The organism is Methylobacterium nodulans ORS 2060 (assembly GCF_000022085.1).
Classification (GTDB): Bacteria; Pseudomonadota; Alphaproteobacteria; order Rhizobiales; family Beijerinckiaceae; genus Methylobacterium; species Methylobacterium nodulans.
The window spans coordinates 1,385,343-1,409,756 of sequence record NC_011894.1; the positions used below are offsets into that span (position 1 = coordinate 1,385,343).

Annotated in this window: 18 protein-coding genes, 1 pseudogene and 1 riboswitch; of the genes and pseudogenes, 16 read left to right on the forward strand and 3 right to left on the reverse strand. The window is 70.8% G+C overall.

Translation table 11 applies throughout. The features are described 5' to 3' along the window. The first annotated feature begins 24 nt into the window (after nucleotides 1–24). From MNOD_RS06330 to MNOD_RS46190, 3 genes are all read left to right on the forward strand, one after another. The gene (locus tag MNOD_RS06330) at nucleotides 25–822 is read left to right on the forward strand and encodes an SDR family NAD(P)-dependent oxidoreductase (RefSeq protein ID WP_015928006.1); all 798 of its coding nucleotides are present in this window, start codon (nucleotides 25–27) and stop codon (nucleotides 820–822) included. A gap of 1,216 nt (nucleotides 823–2,038) precedes the next feature. Continuing rightward, a complete protein-coding gene (locus tag MNOD_RS06335; protein WP_015928007.1) occupies nucleotides 2,039–3,700 on the forward strand; it encodes a porin in 1,662 nt (553 codons plus the stop codon). 517 nt (nucleotides 3,701–4,217) lie between these two features. Then, nucleotides 4,218–4,619, forward strand: a complete 402-nt coding sequence (locus MNOD_RS46190) for a hypothetical protein (protein WP_157091395.1) — start codon at nucleotides 4,218–4,220, stop codon at nucleotides 4,617–4,619. 184 nt (nucleotides 4,620–4,803) lie between these two features. On the opposite strand, the gene MNOD_RS06340 is transcribed toward MNOD_RS46190, so the two are convergent. Both MNOD_RS06340 and MNOD_RS06345 read right to left on the reverse strand, forming a co-directional pair. Next, entirely contained in the window at nucleotides 4,804–5,136 is a 333-nt protein-coding gene (locus MNOD_RS06340; protein ID WP_015928008.1) for an SWIB/MDM2 domain-containing protein, read from the reverse strand. A 166-nt stretch (nucleotides 5,137–5,302) separates the two neighbouring features. Further along, on the reverse strand, nucleotides 5,303–6,316 hold the full coding sequence (locus MNOD_RS06345) for an aldo/keto reductase (protein ID WP_015928009.1): 1,014 nt from the start codon (nucleotides 6,314–6,316) through the stop codon (nucleotides 5,303–5,305). A 312-nt stretch (nucleotides 6,317–6,628) separates the two neighbouring features. Between MNOD_RS06345 and MNOD_RS06350 the strand changes: the two genes are divergently transcribed. The 10 genes and pseudogenes from MNOD_RS06350 (at nucleotide 6,629) to MNOD_RS06395 (ending at nucleotide 16,852) form a co-directional block, all read left to right on the forward strand. Next, on the forward strand, nucleotides 6,629–7,753 hold the full coding sequence (locus tag MNOD_RS06350) for an MFS transporter (RefSeq protein WP_015928011.1): 1,125 nt from the start codon (nucleotides 6,629–6,631) through the stop codon (nucleotides 7,751–7,753). Nucleotides 7,754–7,825: 72 nt separating this feature from the next. Beyond that, on the forward strand, nucleotides 7,826–8,263 hold the full coding sequence (locus tag MNOD_RS06355; protein ID WP_015928012.1) for a PRC-barrel domain-containing protein: 438 nt from the start codon (nucleotides 7,826–7,828) through the stop codon (nucleotides 8,261–8,263). A 5-nt stretch (nucleotides 8,264–8,268) separates the two neighbouring features. Continuing rightward, nucleotides 8,269–9,201, forward strand: coding sequence for a hypothetical protein (locus tag MNOD_RS06360; RefSeq protein WP_015928013.1), 933 nt, complete (start codon nucleotides 8,269–8,271; stop codon nucleotides 9,199–9,201). A gap of 446 nt (nucleotides 9,202–9,647) precedes the next feature. Beyond that, nucleotides 9,648–9,875, forward strand: a pseudogene (locus MNOD_RS06365) (GTP-binding protein); the annotation flags it as partial. A 286-nt stretch (nucleotides 9,876–10,161) separates the two neighbouring features. Next, entirely contained in the window at nucleotides 10,162–10,803 is a 642-nt protein-coding gene (locus MNOD_RS06370; RefSeq protein WP_050783293.1) for a DUF1826 domain-containing protein, read from the forward strand. A 144-nt stretch (nucleotides 10,804–10,947) separates the two neighbouring features. Then, nucleotides 10,948–11,160: riboswitch (cobalamin riboswitch) on the forward strand. A 105-nt stretch (nucleotides 11,161–11,265) separates the two neighbouring features. Further along, nucleotides 11,266–12,057, forward strand: coding sequence for a class I SAM-dependent methyltransferase (locus tag MNOD_RS06375; RefSeq protein WP_015928016.1), 792 nt, complete (start codon nucleotides 11,266–11,268; stop codon nucleotides 12,055–12,057). Then, nucleotides 12,057–14,231, forward strand: a complete 2,175-nt coding sequence (locus MNOD_RS06380) for a TonB-dependent receptor (RefSeq protein ID WP_015928017.1) — start codon at nucleotides 12,057–12,059, stop codon at nucleotides 14,229–14,231. The genes MNOD_RS06375 and MNOD_RS06380 overlap by 1 nt, the downstream gene beginning before the upstream one ends. 1 nt (nucleotide 14,232) lies before the next feature. After that, complete coding sequence (locus tag MNOD_RS06385) at nucleotides 14,233–15,126, forward strand: ABC transporter substrate-binding protein (RefSeq protein ID WP_015928018.1); 894 nt, start codon at nucleotides 14,233–14,235, stop codon at nucleotides 15,124–15,126. Next, nucleotides 15,123–16,103: a FecCD family ABC transporter permease gene (locus MNOD_RS06390; RefSeq protein ID WP_015928019.1), complete on the forward strand. Its 981-nt coding sequence runs from the start codon at nucleotides 15,123–15,125 to the stop codon at nucleotides 16,101–16,103. Before MNOD_RS06385 ends, MNOD_RS06390 begins: the two co-directional genes overlap by 4 nt. Then, complete coding sequence (locus tag MNOD_RS06395; protein WP_015928020.1) at nucleotides 16,100–16,852, forward strand: ABC transporter ATP-binding protein; 753 nt, start codon at nucleotides 16,100–16,102, stop codon at nucleotides 16,850–16,852. Before MNOD_RS06390 ends, MNOD_RS06395 begins: the two co-directional genes overlap by 4 nt. Before the next feature lie 162 nt (nucleotides 16,853–17,014). Here MNOD_RS06395 and MNOD_RS06400 read toward each other — a convergent pair whose 3' ends face one another. Then, entirely contained in the window at nucleotides 17,015–19,201 is a 2,187-nt protein-coding gene (locus MNOD_RS06400; RefSeq protein ID WP_015928022.1) for a caspase family protein, read from the reverse strand. Nucleotides 19,202–19,553: 352 nt separating this feature from the next. Here MNOD_RS06400 and MNOD_RS06405 point away from each other — a divergent pair, with 352 nt between their 5' ends. The 3 genes from MNOD_RS06405 (at nucleotide 19,554) to MNOD_RS06415 (ending at nucleotide 24,007) form a co-directional block, all read left to right on the forward strand. Further along, nucleotides 19,554–21,353 (forward strand): AsmA family protein, encoded by a 1,800-nt coding sequence (locus MNOD_RS06405; RefSeq protein WP_015928023.1) that lies wholly within the window; start codon nucleotides 19,554–19,556, stop codon nucleotides 21,351–21,353. Between the two features lie 203 nt (nucleotides 21,354–21,556). Then, the gene (locus tag MNOD_RS06410) at nucleotides 21,557–22,450 is read left to right on the forward strand and encodes an efflux RND transporter periplasmic adaptor subunit (protein WP_015928024.1); all 894 of its coding nucleotides are present in this window, start codon (nucleotides 21,557–21,559) and stop codon (nucleotides 22,448–22,450) included. A gap of 507 nt (nucleotides 22,451–22,957) precedes the next feature. Then, on the forward strand, nucleotides 22,958–24,007 hold the full coding sequence (locus MNOD_RS06415) for an HD-GYP domain-containing protein (protein WP_015928025.1): 1,050 nt from the start codon (nucleotides 22,958–22,960) through the stop codon (nucleotides 24,005–24,007). The last annotated feature ends 407 nt before the right edge of the window (nucleotides 24,008–24,414 follow it).

Consider the following 24,414-nt stretch of genomic DNA (forward strand, 5'->3'; position numbering starts at 1 on the left):
CCGAACGCTTCGACGGAGGCCAGCATGGACATTGATCTCTCGGGGCGGCGCGCCCTCGTCACGGGCTCGACCGCGGGCATCGGCTACGCCATCGCCAAGGCGCTCGGCGATCTCGGGGCGACCGTGGCGGTGAACGGGCGCACGGCGGAGCGGGTGGAGGCGGCCGTCACGGCGCTCTCCCATGCGGCGCCGAAGGGACGCTTCGTGCCTGCGCCCGGCGACGTCGCGACGGCCGAGGGGGCGGCCGCGCTCCGGGCCGCGCTGCCGGAGGTGGACATCCTCGTCAACAACACCGGGATCTTCGAGCCCAAGCCCTTCTTCGAGATCCCGGACGAGGATTGGCAGCGCTTCTTCGAGGTCAACGTGCTCAGCGGCGTGCGGCTGTCGCGGGCCTACGCGCCCGGCATGGTCGCCCGCGGCTGGGGCCGGGTGGTGTTCATCTCCAGCGAATCCGCCCTGCAGATCCCCGTGGAGATGGTCCATTACGGCATGACCAAGACCGCGCAGCTCGCGGTGGCGCGGGGCCTCGCCGAGACCGTCGCGGGCACGGGTGTCACGGTGAATTCGGTGCTCCCGGGCCCGACCCTCTCGGAGGGCGTGGCCGCCTTCATGCAGCAGATGGCGGCGGGCGTCGCGGATCCGGACCTCGACGCGATGGGGCGCGCCTTCATCAAGGAACACAGGCCGACGTCGCTCATCGGGCGGCTCGCCTCGCCCGAGGAGGTCGCGAACCTCGTCGCCTATCTGTGCACCCCGGCGGCCAGCGCCACGAGCGGCGCCGCGGTCCGGGTCGATGGCGGGGTGGTCAGGGCGATCGTGTGATCCGGTTTCCGAACGATTCGTTCGGAAACCGGATCACCAAGCCCGCAGCGAAGCCGACATCCGCATTGCCGCGCGATTGCGACAGCAACCGCCAAGCAATCAATCGGATTTCGGTTGAGATGGCTCCGGGAGCCCAGCACGCGACGGAGCACCCGGGATGACTTTGCCGCGGCGCGAGGGCGCTCGACGGAGCATTCGCGCCGGACATCCTCCGGGATAGTCCGGGTCGCTTGGACGGCTGGCATCACGCTCGGCCTGTGAAGGCACCGCCCTTGCCGAGCCGTTTGCTGCTGATGACGGTACTTCTCGGCTGCCCGCCGTTCGCCCCACGCAACGCCACAATCGCAGCGACCAATCGGGATCGCGTCATTCGTCGGCATCAGATCCATTCTGTCCCGGCTGTTCGTGATCGTACTCTCTCTTTTCTCGCCCGGGCAGATCCTCTGCAGTTCCGGAGATTATTCCTGCGGATGTCTCAATCAAAGCAGGCGCCGCCGGTCGCCCTCGCTTCAGGCGAAGATCGGCGCTCAACTCCGAGACATGGTCGAAGCCGTTGCCCGGAAAGGCCCGGAAGAGAGTCCCTTGCGATCTTGGAGGCGGGTGCGCGCATCCTCGAACCCACATATGCAATCAGGCTTAGGCCGTAAGGATGATATGTCTGATCCGGACTCCATGCTAACTCTACGTCACTCAAAAGTGACTTGGATCCGCCCACCCGGGCGGATTTTTTTTGGCTCCATTTTATAAAGAGCATCATTGCCAGTTCTGCGGTCATATCAGGCATACTTCATGCGTAAGGCGCTCTTTGCGCAATCATCAAGCCGGCGATGACGGCTTGCAGCCTCACTCGTCTTGAGGAGGGTGGCGAAGGCGCCAGCACCCGAGAAAGACGGGATTGCGTACCCGGACGCGCCCCGCTGCCCTGGCTGCAATCAAGGATACATGTCGTCGCCGACATCGTTCCGCAGAGGGAGGCGGCATTCGGCGGCCGTCCAAGCGCATCATCCATGCCGCTTACGCAGCGATTACCGCTGCCAAACGAGCTATGTCGAATGGCATATTGTAGGAATGCCACACGGCTTGGCTCGCGGCGTCCACTCACGCCGTGGCATCTATACTTTGGGGGGAATATGGCATAGCTGATTACGCTAGGTAACGAGATGGAAGTCGTGAGTCATATTTCGTCGACTTCCTTAAAGTGAAGGAGTGAAACAAAGTGGACAGGGTCTCCCAAAACACTTCGGCCTCGCTGCGCGAGAGCGGGGCCGTGAAGCGTCTGCTCCTCGGGTCTGTGGCCGGTCTGACGGTCGTGGCGGGGGCGCAGGCGGCGGATCTGCCGGTCAAGAAGGCGGCGCCGGTCGAGTACGTGCGGGTCTGCTCGGCCTACGGCGCCGGCTTCTTCTACATCCCCGGCACCGATACCTGCCTGCGCGTCGGCGGCCGCGCCCGCTTCGAGGCCACCTACGTCCAGCCCCTCATTCGCGGTGACACCACGGGCTATCGCGGCCTCGGCCGTCTGAACCTCGACGCCCGCACCCAAACCGGCTACGGCACCCTGCGCGCCTTCGTCCGCTTCGAACTCGCCAGCCGCACCGGCGGCTTCTTGAAGTCGGGCACCCAGGAGCGCATCGCCAACGCCTTCGCGGCCACCGGCGTCGACACGGCGGCGCGCGTCCAGCAATACGTGAACGTCGACAAGGCCTTCATCCAGTTCGCCGGCCTCACCGCCGGGCGCGCGGCCTCGTTCTTCGACTTCTACGCCCACGACTTCGAAATCATCGGCGTCTCGCTGGGCTCCGACACCTACTCGACGAACCTCCTCGCCTACACGGCGACCTTCGGGGAGGGCTTCTCGGCGACGATCTCGATGGAAGACCCGAACCTCCGCCGGACGCCGGTCTTCGGGGGTGGCTCGACGGGCTTCACGGGCAGTCAGGCGGTGAGCGCCAACTTCGCGCCCGTCCTCGTGACCAACGCGGCCGGGGTGCCGGTGTCGGTGACCGCGGCCGACGTGATCCAGCGCTCGCGCATGCCCGACTTCGTCGGTGCGCTGCGCTACGACGCGGCCTGGGGCTCGGCGCAGCTCTCGGCGGCGGTCCACGAGATCAACGCCGGCAACACCTCCACGCTGGTGGGGCTGACGGCCGCTCAGACGGCGCTCCTGCCGGCGACCGCGAACCCCGCGGCTCGCCCGGCGAACGCCTATGGCTGGGCGGTGCAGGGCGGCCTGAAGCTCAACCTGCCCTTCATCGCGGCGGGCGACGCCCTCTACCTCCAGGGTGCCTACGGTGAAGGCGCGCAGACCTACACCGGCTACTCCGCCCATAACGGCAGCTACACGCTGACCGGCAGCCCGGCCCCCGGCCTGTTCAACACCTACTATGCCGATGCGGTGGTCGACCCGGTCACCGGCCAGCTCAGCCTGTCCACCAGCTGGACGGTGGTGGCGTCGTACCTGCATTACTGGACGCCGCAGTGGCGCTCGGCCTTCTACGGCAGCTACGGCGAGATGAGCTACAACAAGGCGGCGCGCTTCAACAGCGCCCTGTTCGGTGTGAACGGCCTGCCGTCGCCGACCACGGCGGCGGGCGTGGCGGCTCTGGCGATCAGCCCGGTGCTGCGCGACACCAACCAGATCGTGGCCGGTGCGAGCCTGATCTGGTCGCCGGTCAAGGACCTCGATATCGGTGTCGAGGGCCTCTATGCCCGCTCGGCCGTGAGCAGCGGCCGGGTGATCAACCCGAACAAGGCGAGCAGCGCCACGCTGGCGAGTGCGGGGGCGGCCGGCGGGCCGAGCCTGGCGGCGGTGCTGGCGACCCCGACCGTCGTCAGCCAGGACACGTTCCAGGTCCGCATGCGCGTGCAGCGCGATTTCTGACCGGGATCGGACGATCGTGACCAGGGGCCCCGGCGCTGCCGGGGCCCTTTGACGTCCGGTGGAGGGCGATATCCGGCTGAGAGGGGCATCCGTTCCACCGTGAACGGATGCCCCTCTCAGCTTTCGGCCCTGACGCGTTTTCTGCGACGAGCCGGGCTCCGCTTCGTCGGACCATGCTCTCGCCGCGAGGGCAGGTTTCGGCCCATCCTCGGCTTCGCTCACACCGCGGTGGGGCGCGGCCCGAAGATGACGATCCCGCAGCCGCTGCCCGGCCTCAGCCCATGGCACCTCGGAGGCGGGACGAAACCCTCCCCGTGATCTGCCCGGCGGCAGAGGTCGGGCGTGACGTTGGAGACTCGGCGCGGCCTGGACGCAGCTGCGGGTGCGTATGGCCCGTGTCGAGGATGACCTGAACCCGCTTCCGGCCGGACCGTCGCCTCGATGGCGCTCGGGAATGCGCGCGTCTCAGCGCCCGGATCGGTGACTTCCCGTCGAGAGCAAACCGCGTGGCAGGTCGATGACGGTCTCGACCGCCGCAGCAAAACCCGCACCCGCTGCGCCGTCAGGCAAGGCTCGCCGGAGCAGGCCCGCATTGGCCAGGGAGCGCAAGCAACCGAATATCGCATTCATGATCGAAAGGATTGATGACGAAACATCATCCCGATCGCCGGGAAGCTCGCTCTCTCGATTGAGCCCCGAACGGCACATCAGCCGATCGGAGAGCGCCGCAATCGCGACGCTGGCCGGATCGCCGTGGCAAGGCGGCCCGAACCTGCGCGAGCCGAGCAGCGCCAGCCGCAATGCCGCGGCAACGAGAGCGCTCCGCGCCGAAGTGGACCCCGATTCGGCGCAAGAAAGCGCGTCAAAACAAGTGGTGAGAGCCGCCGGCCTGGTGCAGTCAGGTCGGGAACGGCTCTAAGCAGGTTTCGGAACAGTGCGTTGCGGTTTTCCGTCAAAAACCTGCGACACAGCAAAAGCCTAAGCGGGCGAAGCGGTGGCACGCCCCGCCAAGTCTGCTCAGGCGCATCAGCGCCATCGGCCACGTCCTCTGAACGGAAAGCGCGGCCGGCCCGGGGGAGCGCCGCTGCGCGCTCCCGACGGCCCTACTTCAGGTGCTGGGCGAGGTACTTGTTCATCTCGAACATCGTCGCCTTGTCCTTGCCGAAGACCTTCTTCAGCTTGTCGTCGGCGAGGATCTCGCGCTTGTTCTCCGGGTTCTGGAGCGAGTTCTTGCGGATGTACTCCCACACCTTGCTCACCACCTCGCCGCGCGGGATCGGCTTGGTGCCGACGATCGCGCCGAGCTCGGGGGAGGGCTGGAGGGGCTTCTGCAGAGCATTCGGCTTGTCGCCACTCTTGGGGGCGGCCACCTTCTTGCCCTTGGCGGCGGGCTTCTCGGCCTCGGTCGCCTCTTTCTTCGTCGTCTTGGTCGCCATCGGTCTCCTCCGGTCTCCCTTAGGGCCCACGAAGCCGGACATTCGGCCCTGACGGGCGCATAGCGTCAACAACTAAGCCGTGCTCACGACGTTCCAAGTGGAAAATCGCCTGCACGACCGGATCATCCACACCGAAGGCGTAAACGAAAGCTCAAGATCGCGCCCGTCACGCCCCGGTCCAGCTGACGCGCCCCTCGAGAGGGTAGGCCGGATCGGTGTAGCCGGGCGTGGAAGGATGCCCGGCCGGGACGAGACGGTCCACCAGGGCCTCGTCCTCGGGCGTGAACCGATAGGCGAGCGCGCCCGCGTAGGATTCCCACTGCGCGACGGTGCGGGGCCCCGCGATCACCGATGTGACCGCGCGGTTGTTGAGCACCCAGGCGACCGCGAAATCGACCGGAGAGGCGCCGCGGCCTTGCGCGTGGGCCTTGATCTCGCGGGCGATGGCGAGGCTCTCGGGCCGCCACTCGGTCTGCATCATGCGGGTGTCGCCGCGGCCCGCCCGGGTGCCCGCCGGAGGCGGGGCGCCCGGATCGTACTTCGCGGTGAGCACGCCGCGGGCGAGGGGCGAGTAGGGCACGACGCCGAGGCCGAAATGGGTGCAGGCCGGCAGGTGCTCGACCTCGGGCATGCGGTTGAGCGCGTTGTAGTAGGGCTGGCTCGCCGCCGGCCGGTCGAGGCCGAGCCCGTCGCAGATCCGGCAGATCTCGGCGACCCGCCACGCCCGGTGGTTCGAAACCGCGAAATAGCGGATCTTGCCGGCCCGGATCAGGTCGCCCATCGCCCGCACGGTCTCCTCAAGGGGCGTGTCGTGGTCCTCCTTGTGGAGGTAGTAGAGGTCGATGCGGTCGGTGCCCAGGCGCCGCAGGCTCGCCTCGCAGGCGCGGATCAGGTGGGCGCGCGAGAGGCCGCGGTCGTTGGGTCCCGGCCCCATGGGATTGGCCACCTTGGTGGCGAGAACCCAGGCGTCGCGCTCGCGGGCGATGGCGCGGCCCACCACCTCCTCGGAGCGCCCGTCGTTGTAGACGTCGGCCGTGTCGATGAAATTGAGGCCCTTCTCGCGGGCATCCGCGATGATGCGGGCGGCTTCCGCCTCCTCGGTCTGGCCGCCGAACATCATGGTGCCGAGACAGAGGGGAGAGACCTTGAGACCGGACCGACCGAGCGTGCGGTACTCCATCGCGTCGCTGTCCTCCGATGATGGCGGATCCATGGCCGGCGGGCGCCGCGGCGCGGGCAGGCCGCCGCACTGTGGAAGCCGGGGTTTTCCTCTCATTCACCCTGTTCGGCAATCCCCCGTTAAGCACGCGGCCGCACAGATTCCCCCATGTTCCTCGCCGCCATCACCCTCGCCTTCGGCGCCGCCGGCGCCCTCGTCCTCGGCCTGCGGGCCGCGGTCTCGTCCGAAGCCCCCGGGGAGGGCCCGCACGCGCCGGGCCTTCTCTGATCCGTCGGCGCCCGGAGGGCGCCGCCCCCCGGCTCCGGCGCCGCGATGCTGACGCGGTTCCTCCTCGTCGCGGCGGCGCTCTATGCGGGGTACGGCGTCACGTCGCCGTTCCTGCCCTCGATCCTGGCCGAGCGCTCGCTCGGGCCGGACCAGATCGGCCTCGTGCTCGCCGCCGGGCAGGGCATCCGCCTGGCGGCCGGGCCGCTCGCGGGGCGCCTCGCCGACCGGCTCGACGCCGCGCGCGGCGTGCTGGCGGCCTGCGCCCTCGTCTCCGCCCTCACGGCGCTCGCCTACCTCGCCGGGCACGGCTTCGCGGCGCTCCTCCTCGTCGGGGTGGCGCATGCGGCGGCCACGGCGCCGCTCGCGCCGCTCACCGACGCCCTGGCGCTCCCGGCCTCCGCCGCCGGCCGCTTCCGCTACGGCGTCGTGCGCGGGGCCGGCTCGGCGGCCTTCATCGGCGGCACGCTGCTCGCGGGCGCGGTGATCGCCGGCTTCGGGCGGCCGGCGCTCCTCGTCTGCGGCGCGGCCTTCTTCGGGCTGATGGCGGCGGGCGCCCTGCTCCTCCCGGGAAAGGCCGCGCGGCCGGAGCCCGCCCGGCCGGGGCTGCTCCTGCGCTCTCCCGCCTTCCGGCGCCTCGTCCTCGTCGCCGCCCTGGTGATCGGCAGCCACGCGATGCACGACGCCTTCGCGGTGATCCGCTGGCAGGCGGCCGGGATCAGCCCCGGCACCATCAGCCTGCTCTGGGCGGAATCCGTGGCCGCCGAGGTGCTGGTCTTCACCCTCGCCGGACCTCCGCTCCTCAACCGGCTCGGCCCCTCCCGGGCGCTGATGCTCGCCGGCAGCGCCGCCTCCCTGCGCTGGGCCGTGGCGGCCGGGACGGCGGCGCTGCCGGCGCTCGTGGCGATCCAGGCCCTGCACGGGCTCACCTTCGCGCTCCTCCACCTCGCCTGCATGCGGGTGATCCTCGCCACGGTGCCGCCGGCCCTCGCGGCGACCGCCCAGACCCTCTACGGCACGCTCGGGCTGGGGCTTGCGACCACCCTGACGACGCTCGCCGCCGGCCCGCTCTACGGCTGGGCGGGCCCGTCTGCCTTCTGGGCGATGGCGGTCCTCGCGGCCGCCGCGGTGCCGCTCGCCCGGAGCCTGCCGGCGACGCCGGACGGGTCTTGACCCGGGCGGCTCGGGGGCGGACCGGAACCCGGCCCACGGGGGTCCGGTTCCCCCGGAAGATGGGAGACCGCCATGCCGACCGAACTGCCGAACGAACGCACCATCCGCGCCCCGGGTTCGATGGAACTCGACCCGACTGCCGAGGGCGTCGCCCTCGACGAGACGCGCCGGCTCATCGCCTCCAACAAGGTCGAGGGCACGGCCGTCTACAACCGAAAGGGCGAGAGCCTCGGTACGATCTACAACTTCATGGTCGATAAGGTCTCGGGTCAGGTCGCCTATGCGGTCCTGTCCTTCGGGGGCTTCCTGGGCCTCGGGGAGAGCTACCATCCAGTGCCCTGGCGGGCGCTCACCTACGACGTCGATCTCGGCGGCTACGTGATCGATATCGATGCGGACAGGCTCGCGGACGCGCCGCGGCAGGGACCGGACGAGGATCCCTTCGCGGATCCGGCCTTCGGCGGGCGGGTCGACGCGCATTGGGGCGCCCGCCGGTCCGAGGCGGCCTGACCGCCGTGGAGGCGGGAGGGCCCGAGGGCGAGGAGTCCCGCGGGGCGGGGTTCTCCATCGCGCCGGGCGGAGCCAAGCGGCCCGGCGTGCTGGTGGCCATGCCCTTCGACCGCGGGCTGATCGCGCGCTTCCGCGAGACCTTTCCGACCGCGAAGTTCCGGCGGTCGCTGCGGCGCTGGTTCGTGCCGGGCACCACGGCCGGGCGGCGGGTCGATGCCTGGATCGGCCGGGAGCTCTCGGCCTTCGATGCTCATGGCGACGACAAGGGCCGCGATGCCTATGCCTTCGAGCCGCTGACCAGCCGGTATCTCGACCCCGCGCCCGAGAGCCTGATCGTCCGCACGCCCTATTCGCGGACCGTGGTCGAGACCCTGCGGGGCCTGCCCTCGGCCCATTGGGATCCGGCGATCCGGGCCTGGCGCGTGCCCTGGCGGGCCTACGAGGCGCTCAAGGCGGTCTGGCCGGCGATCGAGGCGGCGGCCGCCCGCAACGAGCCGGAGGCGAAGCGGGCCCGCCGCGAGGCGATCCGGGACCGGGAGGCCGAGAGCGAGCGCCGCCGCCGTCGCTTCCCGGTGCCGGCCGACGACCTGCCGCCGCTCGGGGTGCCGGTCGAGACCGCCGCCTTCGGCGTCGTGGTATTCGAGGCGCTCGACACCGAGCCGGTCGGGCCGGGCGAGGTGCCGCACGCCGTCGCGCCGCTGCCTCCGGGCCGCGCCGTCGTCTGGGGCTGGTGGCGGATGCCGAGCTTCCGGGAACTTGCGGAGGTGACCCCCGCGGCGCGGCCGGACGACGTCCGCCGCGGCTGGTGGCCGCCGACCCGCGAGGGGCTGGAGACCCGCCGCCGGCGCCTGCGCGAGACCGAGCGCGCCCGGGCGACGCGGGCCCGGCGGAGCGGGCAGGAGGCGGCGGAGCAGGCCGAGGAGAGCATGGCGGAATGATCATGCCAACGGCCCAGGCTGCTGAGGCAGCGGGAGCTGACGCAGCGGGCCGTCGACCCGTCTCGACTGTCTGGTGCCAAGCCGGAGGCTTATCGAAAGCTCGAGACCGGAACCAACAGTCATGGTCAACGACTGTTGGGATGGGTTCACCACCGGCTGCGCCGAGCCTGACGGATGAACCCGGCTGACCGGGCGCTTCCTTCTGTGGCAGCCCCGATAGCCCTCGATCGAATGGTTGCTCGGCATGAGGACCGGTGTGGCTGCCGGAGCGCGTCTCGGCTGGATCGCGACGGCCCGCCGGCGACGAGCGTCTGTCGGCGGCGCGGGCCGGAGGAGTCCACCATCCCCACCCCGAATGCCCCCGGGTCTCCTGCGCACCATTGACAGGCCAGCGTGGCTACGGCTTTATGCCTCGCTCATGTAATACTATAACGTTTCATATATCGATGCCGCCCACCTCACCTCTCCTCCCCGTCAGCCTCCTGTCCGGCGTCCTCGGCGCGGGCAAGACGACGCTCCTCAACCAGGTGCTGAACGACCGTGAAGGCCGGCGCGGCGCGGTCATCGCCAACGACATGAACGAGGTGAACATCGACGCCGATCTCGTGCGCGATGGCGGCGCGAACCTCTCGCGCACCGATGAAATGCTCATCGAGATGACCAACGGCTGCATCCCCTGGAGCCGGCGCTGGGGCGACCGGCGGCAGGAACTCGTGTTCATCGGCGGCCCCGATAGGGGCGAGGCCGCGATCCGGGTGGGGTTGGACGCCAGTCTCGCCGACAGTGTCACGACTGGGCCGACGAAGGCGCAGAAGCGGCTCGACGACCTGTTCCCGGTCTGGGGGGTGTAATCCGGTGGCCTTCCAGACCTCCCTTGCCGCTCAGAGGTCCGATCACGGAGCGCGCCCGCAACGGGCGGCCGGATGCGACGGCGACACAGGCGACAGGCAGGTCGGGGACGTGGAACGGCAGGCGGCTGTGGCCGGGCTGCCAGGCCATGTCCGCGCAAGTGACGGCCCGAAGGTCCTGCGGACCATCCGAAGGCCGGGCATCAACCTCGTGCTGTGGCAGCGCCGGCTCCCCGAAGCCGTCGAGAGACGCCTCGTCACGCACCCGACGGATGCGCTGCCGCAGCTGCGGCTCGTGACGCGTCCCAGCCGCGTTGCCGCCGATCTCGCTGGCTGCATGGATCGGCTCGCCGTGGTCGATGCGGACACCGCGAAGTGGCTCGTCGCCGACATCACCGGCCTCGCCGCGACCTTGGCCAATCTCTGTGGCGCTGCCCGCGTCGCGATTCGTCTGGAGGTCGTCGAGGGAGACGCCTGCCGGTTCTTCCACACCGACACCATCGCTCTGCGCCTCGCGACCACCTATCGGGGCCGCGGCACGCAATGGCTCTCCCAGGATGATGCCGCCTGCTTCGGGAGAAGCGCATCGGTTCCGGACGCCGCCATTCGCGAGGTGGACACCGGCGTGGTCGCGGTCTTCAAGGGGGCACGGACGGTCGCATCGTCCGCCGGCCCTCTGGTGCACAGGTCGCCGCCTCGCCGCATCGGCGATGACGTCAGGCTGTTCCTCGCGATCGATCCGGCTCCATCCTGAACGGGCTGCAACCAGCCCCTGCGGGCTGTGAGATCAAGGCGGCGGCCGTTCCACGTGACGAGGCCGAAGCCGGCGCGATCGCTTCGAAGCGTTAAGTCAGCGTGGGGCGTGTTTCCGGCAGTTGACAACCCTTGTGCCGATCGGTTCTTGAGCCATGGTCAAGGTTCTCTCCGTCCCATGACGGAGAGCGAAGAGGGAATCCGGTGCGGCGCCCCTGCGTCAAGGCCGGAGCTGTCCCCGCAACTGTAAGCGACGAGTCATCCCTCGCTCCGCGTCACTGGTGAGGTGTCACCGGGAAGACCAGAGGGATGGCAGCGACCCGCGAGCCAGGAGACCTGCCTTGACCGTGACATGTCTCGTGGGCGGGGAGTCCTGACGGGTCGCATGCGCGCGAGCAGCCTGAGCGCTGCGGCAGCTGCCTGCGTCCGCGATCGGTCTCCCCTGAGGTTCGGGGAAGGACCGATGGAACAGTCTCGATCGTCAACGGCACCCAACGAGGTCGCCGACATCCCGCAACGCACGGATCCGCCCGGGATCGATCCGCTCGAACTCTACGCGGGCGGGATCGACAGCTCGGATTATGTCGCGCGGATCATTCCGCTTCTGCGGGCAGCGGTGCCGCAGGTTGGCGATCTCCTCGATGTCGGCGCTGGCGGCGGCCAGCTCGGACACGCCCTCCGCGACCGGGCGGCAGCCTGGACGGTGATCGAGCCGGCGCCTGCCATGCAGCGCCGGTTGCGGGCGCTGGCTCCGCCGCCACAGCTCCATCCGCTCGGCTGGCGGGAGGCCGACCTGCCGGATGGCTGTGCCGACACGGTGCTGGCCGCCAACATGCCCGCGCCCCTGACCGATGCGGCGGCATTCCTCATCCGGTGCCGGCGATGGGCCCGGCGCACCATCGTCTGGCTGGTTCCCGCCCAGCAGGGTCCCCGCGGCCTCTGCCTTGCCGGCTGCCTGCCGCGCGAATGGCACGGCGAGGACGAAACGCCGGGCGTCGACATCGTGCTCCGACGCCTGCCGCCCGGCGAGCGGCCTGCCATCGCAACGCGCGTCGACTGGACCTTCAGCGCGATCGTTCCCGACTTTGCGCCGATGGCAGCCTACCTCGCCGAACGTCTCGGCTGGGCCCCTGGCGATCCCCGGCGCCCTGCGCTCCGCCGGCACCTCAAGGCCCAGGCCATCGCTGTCCCCGGCGGCCATCGCCTCTCCGTTCCCCGTACCTCGGCCATCCTCGTCTGGAGAAAAGACTCGTGATGCCCCGTCGCCTGCGGCCCCTCGCGCTCGCGCTCCTTGGCGGGAGTGCTCTGTCGACCGTTGCGGCGGGCCAGGAGCGCGCTGAGATCGCCCTCGACCAGATCGTCGTGACCGCCACCGGCCGTCCGGAACCGCGTTCTGAGATCGCCGGAACGGTCCAGGTCATCGACCGGACGATGATCGAGACCTCGACCGCGAAGTCGGTCACCGACCTCCTGGCCGAGAACGCGGTCGGCTTCTTCTCGGAATGGACTCCGGGCCAGACCTCGATCAACATCCGCGGCGGCGCCACCGATGGACAGGGCAAGGACTTCAAGAGCCAGGTCCTCGTCCTGATGAACGGGCGGCGCGCCGGCACCGCCAATCTCTCCAAGCTGTCGATCGCCGACATCGAGCGGATCGAGATCGTGCGCGGGCCGTCGTCGGTTATCTACGGCAGCCAGAACATCGGCGGCGTCATCAACATCATCCTGAAGACCGGGCGCACCGCACCCGGCACCCTGGTCGAGGGCATCGGCGGCGTCTGGGGGCTCGCCCAGGGGCGTGCGCAGACCGGCGGCGTGGTGGGCCCGTTCGACTACTACCTCGGTCTCTCGGGGGCGAAGCGTGACGACTACTTCGCCGGAACGGGCGGAGGCCGCATGGCCAACACCCAGTGGAACCGCATGGGCATCACGGGCGGCCTCGGTCTGCAGATCGATCCGAACAACCGGCTTGACTTCACCCTGCGCACCGATGGCATCTACGGCGTCGGCTTCCGTGGCTCGGGCGGCAACATCTACAGCAAGGACGACCGCATCAACGGCTCGTTCGACGCAAGCTACACCGGCCGCAGCGACGACGGACGGATGAGCCTGTTCGCTCAGCTCTACAGCGTGAATGACGAAGACCGTTTCAAGTGGGCCTCGCCCATTCAGCGCGGCGGTACCGGGCTGCCGGTGCCGGGCACGAGTGCGGACTTCAACACGCGTTATCTCGATATCCTCGGCACGCGCTTCCAGCCGCGATTCAACCTGTTCACGGGCAACGACCTGCTGCTGGGCTGGGACTGGGAAACGAGCCGGCTGCGCTCCGACCGCTTCCGCGCCGGCGTGCCTGGCAACCCGCTCGCGCAGGTCTCGCCGCAGGACAACAACCAGACCGATCAGTTCCATGCCCTCTACATCGAGGACACCCAGCGCCTGTTCGACGACCGCGTGACCCTGAGGGCGGGCGTGCGCCGGACCTACGGCACGACGAGCTTCGACCCGACGCCCTACCTCACGGCGCAGGTGAACGGCACCCGCCCCTATGAGGCGACGACCTATTCCGTCGGCGCGGCCTTCAAGGCGACCGATTGGGCGGCCTTCCGGATCGGTGCATCCTCCGGTTTCCGGGCCCCCACGGCCTCGGAGCTCGCGGCGGATTTCAACACCCTCGGCGGCGGGCGCATCTTTGGCAATCCGAACATCCGCCCCGAGACGAGCGAGCAGGTCGAGATCGGCACGACGCTGACGAGCGGCGTCTCGCGCCTCGACGTGGCGCTCTTCCAGAACGTCATCTCCGACCGCATCATCACGCGCGCCCGTGGCCGCAATTCCAACACCTCGGACTACGTCAACAATCCCGGTGACGTCGTGATCCGCGGAATGGAGGTCCAGTACGAGACCGACATGGTGCGGACATTCGGCTGGGAGCCGGGCGTCTGGCGCTGGCGGGCCTATGTCAACGGCAACTACAACTTCGACATGAAGGACAAGGGCGCAGTGACGGTGGCCACCGCCAACACGCACCGGGTCGAGCGCGTCTACCTGTACCAGCTCGCGCTCGGCACGCGGTTCGGTCAGGGGGATGTGGCCTATCCGTGGACGCTCCAGATCCAGGGCGAGCTCAACGGCCCGGTCTGGTACAACACGGAGGAGAACCTGCGCGTACCGGCCGCGGAGCCCTACCGGGAGTACATCTGGCGCAAGGATCCCTTCTTCCTCGTCCACCTGCGCGGCGAGGTCGACCTGATGCCCGGCGTGAAGCTGTTCGCGCAGGTGCGCAACCTGTTCGACGTGAACTACCACCCGCTCTTCATCGCCATCGCCGGCCAGCAACCCACGCTCGCCGACCTGCGCTTCTACAACGGCAGCGGGGGCACCTCCGCGCCGGGCCGGGACGTCCAGATCGGCCTGCAGGCGCGGTTCTGAGATGCGCGCCGCTGCGATCGGAGGGCTCGCCATCCTGGCGGTCGCGGCGAGCCCCGCCCATGCCGAACCGATCAGCCTGAAGGACGCTCTCGGACGTGACGTGGTGCTGCCTGCGCCGCCCCGGCGCATCGTGACGATCTTCTCCTCGAACACCGAGCTGGTCGCGGCGCTCGGCCTGGCCGACCGGATCGTCGGCATCGACGCCTTCACGCGCTACCCGCCGGAGGCGGCCGCCAAGCCCGTCGTGGGCGGCCGCCTGGGTGTCTCAGTGGATGCGGTGGTGGCCAAGGCGCCCGACCTCGTGCTGGTGACGCCCGCGCGCCAGGCGGCCCACCAGTTGCTCGCGCCGATGGAGCGGCTCGGCGTGCCGACGCTCGTGCTGATGAGCCGCAGCATCGGCGAGGTCCTCGACAACCTCCGGCTCGTCGGCCGGGCGACGGGCGAGCCGCAGCGCGGCCGCGCTGTCGCGGAGGCCCTCGCCGCCCGGCTCGCTGCCGTCGCCGGACGCATCGCGGGCAGGCCCTGCCGGCGGCTCGTGCTCATCACGGGGCAGCTCGGCAACGGCCTCCTGCTCGCGGCCCGCGAAGGCACCTATACCGGAGACGCCCTGGTCCGGGCCGGCGGCTGCCATGCCCTCTCCGGCCGCGGCGGCCTCGCCCAGGTCTCGCCGGAGGCGGTGCTCGCGGCCGATCCGGAGGTGCTGCTCCTGGCCGGCCGGGACGAGGAGTTGCGGGAATTGACAAGGCGTCCGGGCTTCCGGGAGATGCGCGCCGTTCGGGAGGGCCATGCCCATGGGGTGGCGCGCGCCGAGTTCCTGATTCCGGGACCGCGCACCGTGGATGGAATCGAGCGTCTCGCCAACCTCCTGCATCCGCCGCGGAAGACCGAGCCGTGAGCACCGCTCTCCGCCTCCTCGTGCTTCTCGGGCTATCCCTCGTCTTCGGCATCAGTGCCGGGCATGACTGGGCCGGCCCTGCGGAGCTTGTCCACATCCTCGGCGGTGCCGACGATCTGCGCTCCCGGCTGCTCGTCGAATGGCGCCTGCCCCGTGTGCTGGCCGCAGCCCTGGTCGGTGCCATGCTCGGCCTCGGCGGCGCGATCTTCCAGGGCGTGTTCCGCAACCCCCTGGCGGAGCCCTACCTGCTGGGCTCCGCCGGGGGAGCGGCGATCGGGGCGACCATCGCGCTGCTCGTTCCGCTCGGGGTGCCCTCGGCCTTCGCGCTCGGGAGCCTGTCCTTCGCCGGGGCGTGGGGCGCGACCGTCCTGGTCCTCGCGGTGGCCAGAGGATCGGGGGTGGCGGACACGGCCGGCCTGCTGCTCGCGGGTGTCGCGGTCGCGGCGATGCTGGGGGCCGTCCGCTCCTTCCTGATGCTCGCCCTCTCCGACGAGAGCGTCAGCCTGCAGGTGGTGCTGAGCTGGACGCTCGGCGGTATCCAGACCCCGAGCTGGGGCGGCCTCGCGCTTCTCGCGGGCCTTTCGGCCCTCGCCCTCGGCCTCGGCCTGACGCTCGCGCGCGGGCTCGATCTTCTCGGCCTCGGCGAGGATCAGGCGCGCGCCTTCGGCCTGGACGCGGAAAGTTTCGTCCGCTGGGCGGTCCTCGTCGGCGCTGTCGTGGTCGCCCTGGCCGTGGCCCATGGCGGTCTCGTCGCCTTCGTCGGCTTGGTCGCACCGCATGTCGCGCGCTGGTCCGTGGGGCCGCGCCACCGGACGCTCATGCCGGTTTCGGCAGCCACCGGAGCAATGGTCGTGATGGTCTGCGATGGGGTTGCCCGTGCGATGCTGCCACCGGCCGAGATCCCGCTGGGCCTCGTCACGGCGGCGGCCGGCGGCCCGTTCTTCCTTCTCCTCCTGCGCAGACGGATGCGCGCATGAGCCGCCTCGTTGCCAAGAGCGTCACCGTGAAGGTCGAGGGACGCCAGCTCCTCGACGGCATCTCGCTCGACCTGGAGCCCGGCGCCCTTGTCGGGCTGATCGGTCCGAACGGGGCAGGCAAGTCGACCCTCCTGCGCTGCCTCGCGGGTCTGCAATCTCCAAGCTCCGGATCGGTCGATCTCGGCGGGACGGCGTTGGCGGCTCTGCCACCCCGTGAACGTGGCCGCCGCATCGGCTACCTGCCGCAGACATTCCAACCGGCCTGGGACTACACGGTGCGCGAGATCGTCGAACTGGGCGCGAGCCGGACGGCGGGGGCATTCGCGCGACTTCCTGGCTTGCTGCGTGATCACGAGCTTGCGGAGCTTGCCGATCGACCCTGGTCGCGCATCTCGGGGGGCGAGCGTGCCCGTGCCTTGCTCGGAGCGACCCTGGTCGCCGAACCCACCGTGCTGCTGGCGGACGAGCCAGGCGCGAGCCTCGATATCGGCCACCGCATCGACCTGATGCGTCGGCTGCATGCCTATGCCGCGGACCATATCGTGGTGGTGGTCCTGCACGACATCGAGCGGGCGGTCCGCGACTGCGATCGCCTGATCCTCCTGAAGCGCGGTCGCATCGTCCGTGATGGAGCAGCCGCATCTGTTGCGTGCTCGCCGGATCTTGATCGGGTTTTCGGGGTCCGTTTCGGGCGCCGCCACCTGGATCCGGAAACGGATGCCGTTCTGATGGTTGAGCGCGGCGTGTGATCCGGCTTCCGGTTGATCCGTTCGGAGACAAGAGGGCGGGGAACTCCTCTCCCGCACGGGAGAGGGGTTCCCCGCGCGCACTCCTCCGAACAGATCAACCGGAAGCCGTATGATGGACGGGAGGGGACGGGTGACTAAGCAGGCTCGCCAACGCGAGCCCGCTCAGGGCATCCGGCTCATCAACCGCGACGCGCCGATCTCGGCCGGGGTGTAGCTCGGAGCCGCCGAGGCCGCCGCGGGGGCCGGCGCATAGCTGCGCGGCGAGCGAGCCAGGGCCGGCACCGGCGCGCGGACGCGGATCGGCTCCACCACCTTCACCTTCGGCTTCACCGGCCGCTCCACCTCCACCGGGCGGGAGGCCGCCCGCACCGGCCGCGGCGTCTCCCTGACGGGTGCCTTCACGGCCTTGTGGACGGGCGCGGGCTCGGGCCGCACCTCGGGCCGCACGGCGGTCTTCGCCTTGATCTCCTTCTCACGAGCCGGGGCCTTCTTGATCGTCTCGGCCGGGAGATGGGCCTGGATCGGCTTGTGGCGCGGACGGCACTCGTCGCCGTCGAGATCCATGCCGGTCGGGCAGGTGATCTTGATGCAGACATCGCCCTTCGGCTCGGTGCCCGTCGGGCAGGAGATCGGGCAGATGCGGCCGCTATAGCCGTTCAGCGCATCCAGCGTCGCCTGGTCGGGCATGTGCGACACGATCTTGACCGCGCGGGTCTTGGACGGGTCGCCCGCCTGCGAGAAGCGGTAGAACTTCTCGAGGGCGTCCGAGGATTGCTTGCCCCAGGACGGCTCGAGCTTGGACGGGTCGAGCTTGTTCGCCCCGGGCTTGTCGCTGTAGCAGCCGAGCTCCGTCAGGCGCTGCTGCACGGCGCGCACCACCGTGTCCTGGTTGACCGGCGGGGCGGCGAGCGCCGCGGTCTTGATCTCCTCCGCGGCCTCGTCCTTCGGCGGCAGGCTCGCGTAGGTCGGCTGCGCCGCTGCCGGCTTGGCGGCCTCCGGCGTCGGCAGCATGGCGACGACGGTCTGGCCCTCGGGCGCCTTGGCCGGCCCGACCTTGGCCGGCTCGCTCGTCTGCGCGTCGAGCTTGGCGGTCTGCTGAGCCTTGGCGGCCTCCTCGGCGCGCTGAGTCTCCTCGGCGCGCTTGGCGGCCTCGGCGGCGAGGCGGGCCGCCTGTTCCTGACGGACGGCCTGCTCCCGGCGGGCCGCCTCTTGCCGGATTGCCTCTAGCCGGGCCGCCTCTAGCCGGGCCGCCGCCTCCAGCCGCGCCTGCTCCTGCCGCCTGGCCTCGTCCTCCCGTGCCTTGCGGGCGAGCTCGGCGAGGCGGTTCTCCTCTTCGCGCCGGGCCTTCTCGGGGCCGGCCAGCGCCTGCTCGCGCTGGCGATTCTCGTCCTCCAGCCGCGCCCAGCTGGCGCCCGGCGTGCCGCCCTGCTGCTCGTTCCGGTCCGCCGGGGCTGGCGCCTTGGCCTGGCTCTCGAGCAGCTGGATGCGGGTCAGGGCGTCGTCGACCAGCATGCTGTGCGGATACTTCTCGACGAAGCGGCGCAGATCCGCGAGCTGGTTGCTGCGGCGCAGGCGGGTCCAGGCCTGCAGGTCGGTCTCGTCGCGGTTCAGGAACACCTCGCCCGGATAGGAGCGGGTGACCTCCGGGAGCTGGCGCCCGTTGGTCGCGCCCGACACCGTCGCGGCCACCTGCTGGAACACTTGGCCGATCTCGAGGCCCGGCTCCTGCATCGCCTTGAGCAGCGCCCCGGCGAAGAAGCTGTTGCGGCCGGTGCCGTCGAAGGCGACGTTGTCGGCCTGCGTGGCGTAGGCCATGATCAGGCCCTTGCGGCCGACCGCCCGGGCAAGGCCGTGGCTGCCCGCGCTGTTGCCGACGTCCTTGAGCGGCAGGTCGCGGCAGGCGTCGAGGATCAGGATCCGGGCGCCCTTGGCGTTGTCGAGCGCCGAGATGACGAACTCGACCGAGATCGTCTCGAACGGCACGTCGAACCCGTCCCGCAGCTGCGCGTCGACCGGAACCAGATAGTTCTGGCTCTGATACTGCAGCCCGTGCCCCGCATAGTAGACGAGAGCCGTGTCCGCATCGGTGGCGAGGCGGGAGAACTGGGCGAGCTTGCGGTCCATCTCGCGGCGGGACAGGTCGCGGCCGTCGAGAACCTCGAAGCCCACCTTCCGCAGCACGGAGGCGAGATCCTCGGCGTCGTTGCCGGGATTGGTCAGCCTGCCGAAGCTGTCATAGGCGGCATTGCCGATGACGAGGGCGACACGCTTGTCCGCCGGGGCCGAAACGGCCATGCCCGCCCACAGGGTGAGCAGAAGGGTCAGCAATCCTGAAAGAGACCGTTTCATGACCCGGAATCTACACGCCGGGAGCCGGGCCGGGCAAGTGCTACGGCACACATCGGGACCGGTCTCGACATGGTCTGTTCAGGTTTGACGCCCCGGCCCGGGTCCCCGCGCGAGATGAGGCGGGAAGGGCCGCCAGCACGCGATTAGTCGAGAAATCGCTCCATCTTGCTAATGATTTCGGAGGACACGAGCGGGGCCGGTCCGTTTCGGCGCCGCGGAAACCCGCCTGGCCGCCCCGGGAGCCGGCCGGCCGACGCTCTGCTCCAGTCCACGGATGGACGTTCCGGCCGATTGATTTCGCGCGGACTTTGCGCTCTGCTTTCCCGCGCAGGCCGCGGGTTGCGAGGACAGGATGAAGCTGCGCAACCTCTTCCTTCTTCTTGCCGCCGGGGCTTGCGTCGCGGCGGGTGTCGCGGTCTCGTCGGGCACCGCCAGGATCGCGCGGACCGTGGAGGAGCGGCTCGAGGCCGAGACTGGCCGTCCCTGGACCGTGAGGGGCGGCGCCACCTTGAGCCTCTGGCCGACGGTCGCGGTGGTGGTGCGCGATGTCGGCACCCGCACCGACTATCCGGGCGTGGGCACGGCGAGCCTCGACATCGCGAGCCTCAAGGTGACCGGGGCGCCGCTCGACCTCATCGCGGGGCGCGGCCTGCTGCGCGAGCTGGAGGTGGAGCGCCCGGTCCTGCGCTGGCCGGCCGAGTGGTGGCGCGCCGGCCCGGCACCGGGCTCAGGCTCAGGCCCGGCGCAGCCCGGTCCGCGTCCGGAACGGATCCGGGTGCGGGAGGGCGCGCTCCTGCTCGTGAACGGCGAGGCGACGGTGGCCTCCCTGGAGGGCATCGCCGCCGAGGCGGTGGCCCGCCCCGGCGGGTTCGAGGTCCAGGCGACGGGACGCACCGGCGGCGGCACCTGCGAGGTCGCCGCGGCCCCGCCCGGCGAAGCCAGCCCCGGCGAAGCCGGCAAAGGGGAGAGCGTGCCGCTCCGCTTCACCTGCCGGCTGCCCCGCCTCGGTCCCGAGCCGCTGGCCGGCAGCGCCGATGCGGCCGTCCACGGCGCGGCCCTCACCCTCTCGCGCCTCTCGGGCTCCCTGGGGGCCGCTCCCTTCAGCGGCGCGGTGGTGGTCGATCTCGCCGCCAAGCCCTTCGTGCGGATCGATCTCGCCAGCGAGGCGCTGACCCTGCCGGCGGGCGCGCCGCCCGGCGCGGAGGATCTCGACCTCGGCCTCCTGCGCAGCTTCGACGGCCGCGCCAAGGCCCGCATCGGCGCGCTGCGCGCGGGCGGCCTCACGCTCACCGATGCCTCCCTGGATGCCAAGCTCACCGCCGGCGCCGTCGAGGTGGCGCTGACGCAGGCTGGCATCGCGGGCGGGCGGGTGCGGGCCAGCCTGACCTCCGACTTCGCCGCCGAGGCGCGCGGGAGCGCGCCGCCGCGCCACGCCCTCCACCTCGAACTCGCGCAGGCGCGCAGCCTCGCACTTCTCTCCGCCCTGTCGGGCTTCGGACTCCTCGACGGGACCGCGGGCGCCACCATCGACCTGAAGGCCGCCGGCACCACGCAGGCCGAACTCGCCCGCTCCCTGTCGGGCGACGCCGCGATCCAGATCGAGAACGGGCGCCTCATCGGCATCGACATCCCGGGCGTGGTCCAGGCGGTCGCCCAGCAGCTCTCGCCCGATCCGCGCCTGCGCGCCTCGGACGCCACCGTGTTCGACCGCATCGCGGCCCGCTTCCGCATCGCCGACGGGCGGGCGACGACGCAGGATCTCGCGCTGGCCGGCCCGCTCGTCACCGCCAGGGGGACCGGATCCCTCGATCTTTCCGGCCGCACCCTCGCCTTCCGCATCGAGCCGCGCCTGACGCGGAACGCCGCCCGCGCGCTGCCCAAGCTCTTCGACGTGAGCCTGCCGGTCCTCATCAACGGGTCCTGGGATGCCCCGCAGGTCAGCGTCGATCTCGGCGCGGTCCTGAACGGCCAGAACCTCTCGAATCTCGGTGCCCTCGGCTCCGGGCTCCTCGAGGGCGGCCAGGGCAACCCGCTCGGCGGCATGCTCGATTCGCTCTTCCCGGGCGGCGCGCGCGGGCGCCTGCCCGGCGGGCCGCCGGGCCGGCCGGGGCCGCGTCCCGGCTCTGGACCCGGCCCCGGCCCCCGGCCCTGACCGGTTGCGCGGCCGTGACGCCCGGCCCGAGCATGATCTATCGTGATCTCCCGCCGGGGCGGGGGCGTCCGCCCCCGGCATTCGGCAGCAGCGTCCGACGCGGCGGATCCCGGTTCGTCGCCAAGGATGCGGACCAGTCGTGTACCGAGAGCACCGTCCGTTCAGGCTGGAGCGGATGCGGCTCGATCCCCCGGAGCCTGTCCGTGTCGCGCTATCCCGTCCGCTCCCTCCCGGCCGCCGCGGCCGCCCTCATCGCCGTCCTCGCGGTGCCCGGTGCGGCCGAGGCCGCTCCGAGCGCGGGGCTCGCGGTGAGCGTCGCCCCCGCCAAGCGGCGCTGCTTCGACGACCGGGTCGACGTCACCGGCGTGCTCGCCCCCCGCCAGGAGGTGCAGATCCGCCCCGAGCGGGAAGGTCTGCGGGTGCAGCAGGTTCTCGCCAGGCCCCTCGACGAGGTGCGCCAGAACCAGATCCTGGCGCAGCTCGTCCCCGACGACGGCTCGCCCAACCCCACCCCGATCGCGATCCGCTCGCCCGTCGCGGGCGTGGTCGGCCGCAGCACCGCCACCGTCGGCGGGCCGGCCCCGACCCGCTCCGACCCGCTCTTCCTCATCATCGCCCAGGGCGAGGTCGAACTCGCCGCCGACGCCCCGATCGCGGCGCTCGGCAAGATCGCGCCCGGCCAGACCGTGACGGTCAAGCCCCTCGGCCTCGGGCCCCTGCCGGGCCGGGTGCGGATGGTCTCGCCGATGACGGATGCGGCAAGCCAGCTCGGGCAGGTGCGCATCCTCCTGAGCACGGTCGGAGAGGCCCGGCTCGGCATGTACGCCCGCGGAACGGTGTCCGTCGGCGAGAGCTGCGGCATCGCGGTGCCGTTCTCCTCCCTGGTGAGCGGGACCGACGGCACTACGGTCTACGTCGCCACCAACAACCACATCGAGGCGCGGCCGGTCACGATCGGGCTCTTCTCGGAGGACGAGGTCGAGATCCGCACCGGCCTGTCGGTGAACGACCTCGTGGTGGTGCGCGCCGCACCCTTCGTGCGCGAGGGCGACCTCGTGCGCCCGATCCTCGCCGGCGACGCCCGCGCCTCCGACTGATCCCAACGGCCCAGGCTGCTGACGCAGCAGGTGCTGGCGCATCGGGCCATTGCCCATCTCGAATTTTCGATGCCAAGCCAAAGGCTTTGTGGAGAGGCTTGGCGAAAATTCGAGAGCCGAACCAACGGTCATTTCCAATGACCGTCGGTATGACCGCGCGGGACGCAGGGCGGCCGTCGGCGGAACGGATGCCGATCCGCAAGAGGGACGGCCTCGAACCGAGATCCGACCCAGTTCCGATGCCGTCCGGGCGCTTCCTCCGGCGGGCCTCGCCGCGGAAGGACGCGCCGGCCTCAGCTTCCCGCAAGGCCTCGCCTCAAGAGGGGCGGGCCGCCGCAGCGTCAGCCGGAGGAGTTCCGGTTCGCTCCACTGGCCGAGGCCGGCCTCCCGGCGGCGGGCCGCCACTCACGACTCGGGCGAATCTTCGCGGGTCGCGTAAGCGATTCCTTCGGGACTCGCCGTCTATCCGACGGACAGGCCATCGCCATTCCGTCAGGAGCACCTCCGATGGAGGGGACCATCGTGCTCGTCACCGACCGGCCGGACCGCAGCGCGGCGCTCGCCGCGGCCCTGCGGACGGTCGGCCTGTGCGAGGTGGTGGGCCCCGACGAGAGCTGGGCGAGCGGCGGCTTCCTGCTCGGCGTGGTCTCGGACCTCGCCCTGACGCATCCCGAGGCCGCCCGCTGCCTGCGCGGGCTGGGGCGGCGCTACAAGGGTCAGGCGCTGCCGGTCATCGGGCTCCTGCGGCGGGCGACCATCGAGGCTCTGCGCCACGCCAAGACGCTCGGCGCCACCGTGTGCCTGCCGGCCTACCTGCCCCCGGAGACGGTGGCGGCCGCCCTCACGATCCAGATCGAGAATTCCGCGCCGGCGGGCGAGAGGGCGGTGGTGCACGGCGTCGCCCGGGCCGGCGAGGCGCTCACCTCCCTGCTCGCCGAGGCGCGCTCCGGCAGCCGGATCCGCATGGAGACCGTGGAGGTGGGCCTAGCCCCGATCCTGACCGCCGTGCAGGAGGGGGGCCTCGCGCGCTGGCTCGACACGGTCTGGTCGCATGACGACGCCACCTACCGGCACTGCCTGCTGGTGGCCGGGCTCGCGGCGCAGTTCGCCCTGCACCTGCGCTTCCGGCGCGACGACCAGCAGCGTTTCGTCCGCGCCGCCCTGGTCCACGATGTCGGCAAGGCCCGAATCCCGCTGCCGATCCTCAACAAGCCGGGCCGGCTCGATCCCGACGAGACCGCGGTGATGCGCACCCATGCGGCCCTCGGCTACGAGATCCTGAAGGCCGGGGGCGAGTGCGACGCCTTCACCCTCGACGCGGTGCGCCACCACCATGAGATGCTCGACGGCTCGGGCTATCCCGACGGCCTGTCGGGCGAGGCCGTCAGCGACGCGGTCCGCCTCCTGACCATCTGCGACATCTACGCGGCCCTCACCGAGCGCCGGGCCTACAGGACGCCGATGCGGATGGCCGATGCCATGACCGTCCTGAAGGGGATGGACGGGAAGCTCGAGGCCGGGCTGGTCCAGGCATTCGGCCGCGCCATCGCCGCCTGACCTTCCGCAGGGTCCGTCGTGCGCGCCGCCGCCGGCCAAGCCCGGCGCGCCGGGCGCGCGCTCGCCGGGCGAGCTGTCGGACAGCAACGGCTCGGCGGATCGTCGTGTCGCGAGCGCATCGATTACTCGCGCCGAGATCTCGGCCAATGGTGCGAGGCGGCCTGTCAAGACTCGGTTTACGCTGATCTGCGATTCGTCTTGTGACGGATTCTTTGCCGGGACGAAGCCTGTGGCTTTGCAGCAACGGACTTGTTCTGCGTTGCAGGTCCTGCGGCGCGACAATGGACGGCGCTGCAGCGTAGCAGTTATCGTACCCGCCAAGGGACCTGGTGATTTGGTCTCGTCGGGACTTGGTCCGCAGCGGACCGGTCGCGCGAGACAGTCGGGTGTCCCGGAGCGGTCGCTTC

Coding starts and splice junctions, on each gene's coding strand:
- MNOD_RS06330 (WP_015928006.1), top strand. CDS start 25: ATGGACATTGATCTCTCGGGGCGGCGCGCCCTCGTCACGGGCTCGACC.
- MNOD_RS46190 (WP_157091395.1), top strand. CDS start 4,218: ATGACGGTCTCGACCGCCGCAGCAAAACCCGCACCCGCTGCGCCGTCA.
- MNOD_RS06340 (WP_015928008.1), bottom strand. CDS start 5,136: ATGGCGACCAAGACGACGAAGAAAGAGGCGACCGAGGCCGAGAAGCCC.
- MNOD_RS06345 (WP_015928009.1), bottom strand. CDS start 6,316: ATGGAGTACCGCACGCTCGGTCGGTCCGGTCTCAAGGTCTCTCCCCTC.
- MNOD_RS06350 (WP_015928011.1), top strand. CDS start 6,629: ATGCTGACGCGGTTCCTCCTCGTCGCGGCGGCGCTCTATGCGGGGTAC.
- MNOD_RS06355 (WP_015928012.1), top strand. CDS start 7,826: ATGCCGACCGAACTGCCGAACGAACGCACCATCCGCGCCCCGGGTTCG.
- MNOD_RS06375 (WP_015928016.1), top strand. CDS start 11,266: ATGGAACAGTCTCGATCGTCAACGGCACCCAACGAGGTCGCCGACATC.
- MNOD_RS06380 (WP_015928017.1), top strand. CDS start 12,057: ATGCCCCGTCGCCTGCGGCCCCTCGCGCTCGCGCTCCTTGGCGGGAGT.
- MNOD_RS06385 (WP_015928018.1), top strand. CDS start 14,233: ATGCGCGCCGCTGCGATCGGAGGGCTCGCCATCCTGGCGGTCGCGGCG.
- MNOD_RS06395 (WP_015928020.1), top strand. CDS start 16,100: ATGAGCCGCCTCGTTGCCAAGAGCGTCACCGTGAAGGTCGAGGGACGC.
- MNOD_RS06400 (WP_015928022.1), bottom strand. CDS start 19,201: ATGAAACGGTCTCTTTCAGGATTGCTGACCCTTCTGCTCACCCTGTGG.
- MNOD_RS06405 (WP_015928023.1), top strand. CDS start 19,554: ATGAAGCTGCGCAACCTCTTCCTTCTTCTTGCCGCCGGGGCTTGCGTC.
- MNOD_RS06415 (WP_015928025.1), top strand. CDS start 22,958: ATGGAGGGGACCATCGTGCTCGTCACCGACCGGCCGGACCGCAGCGCG.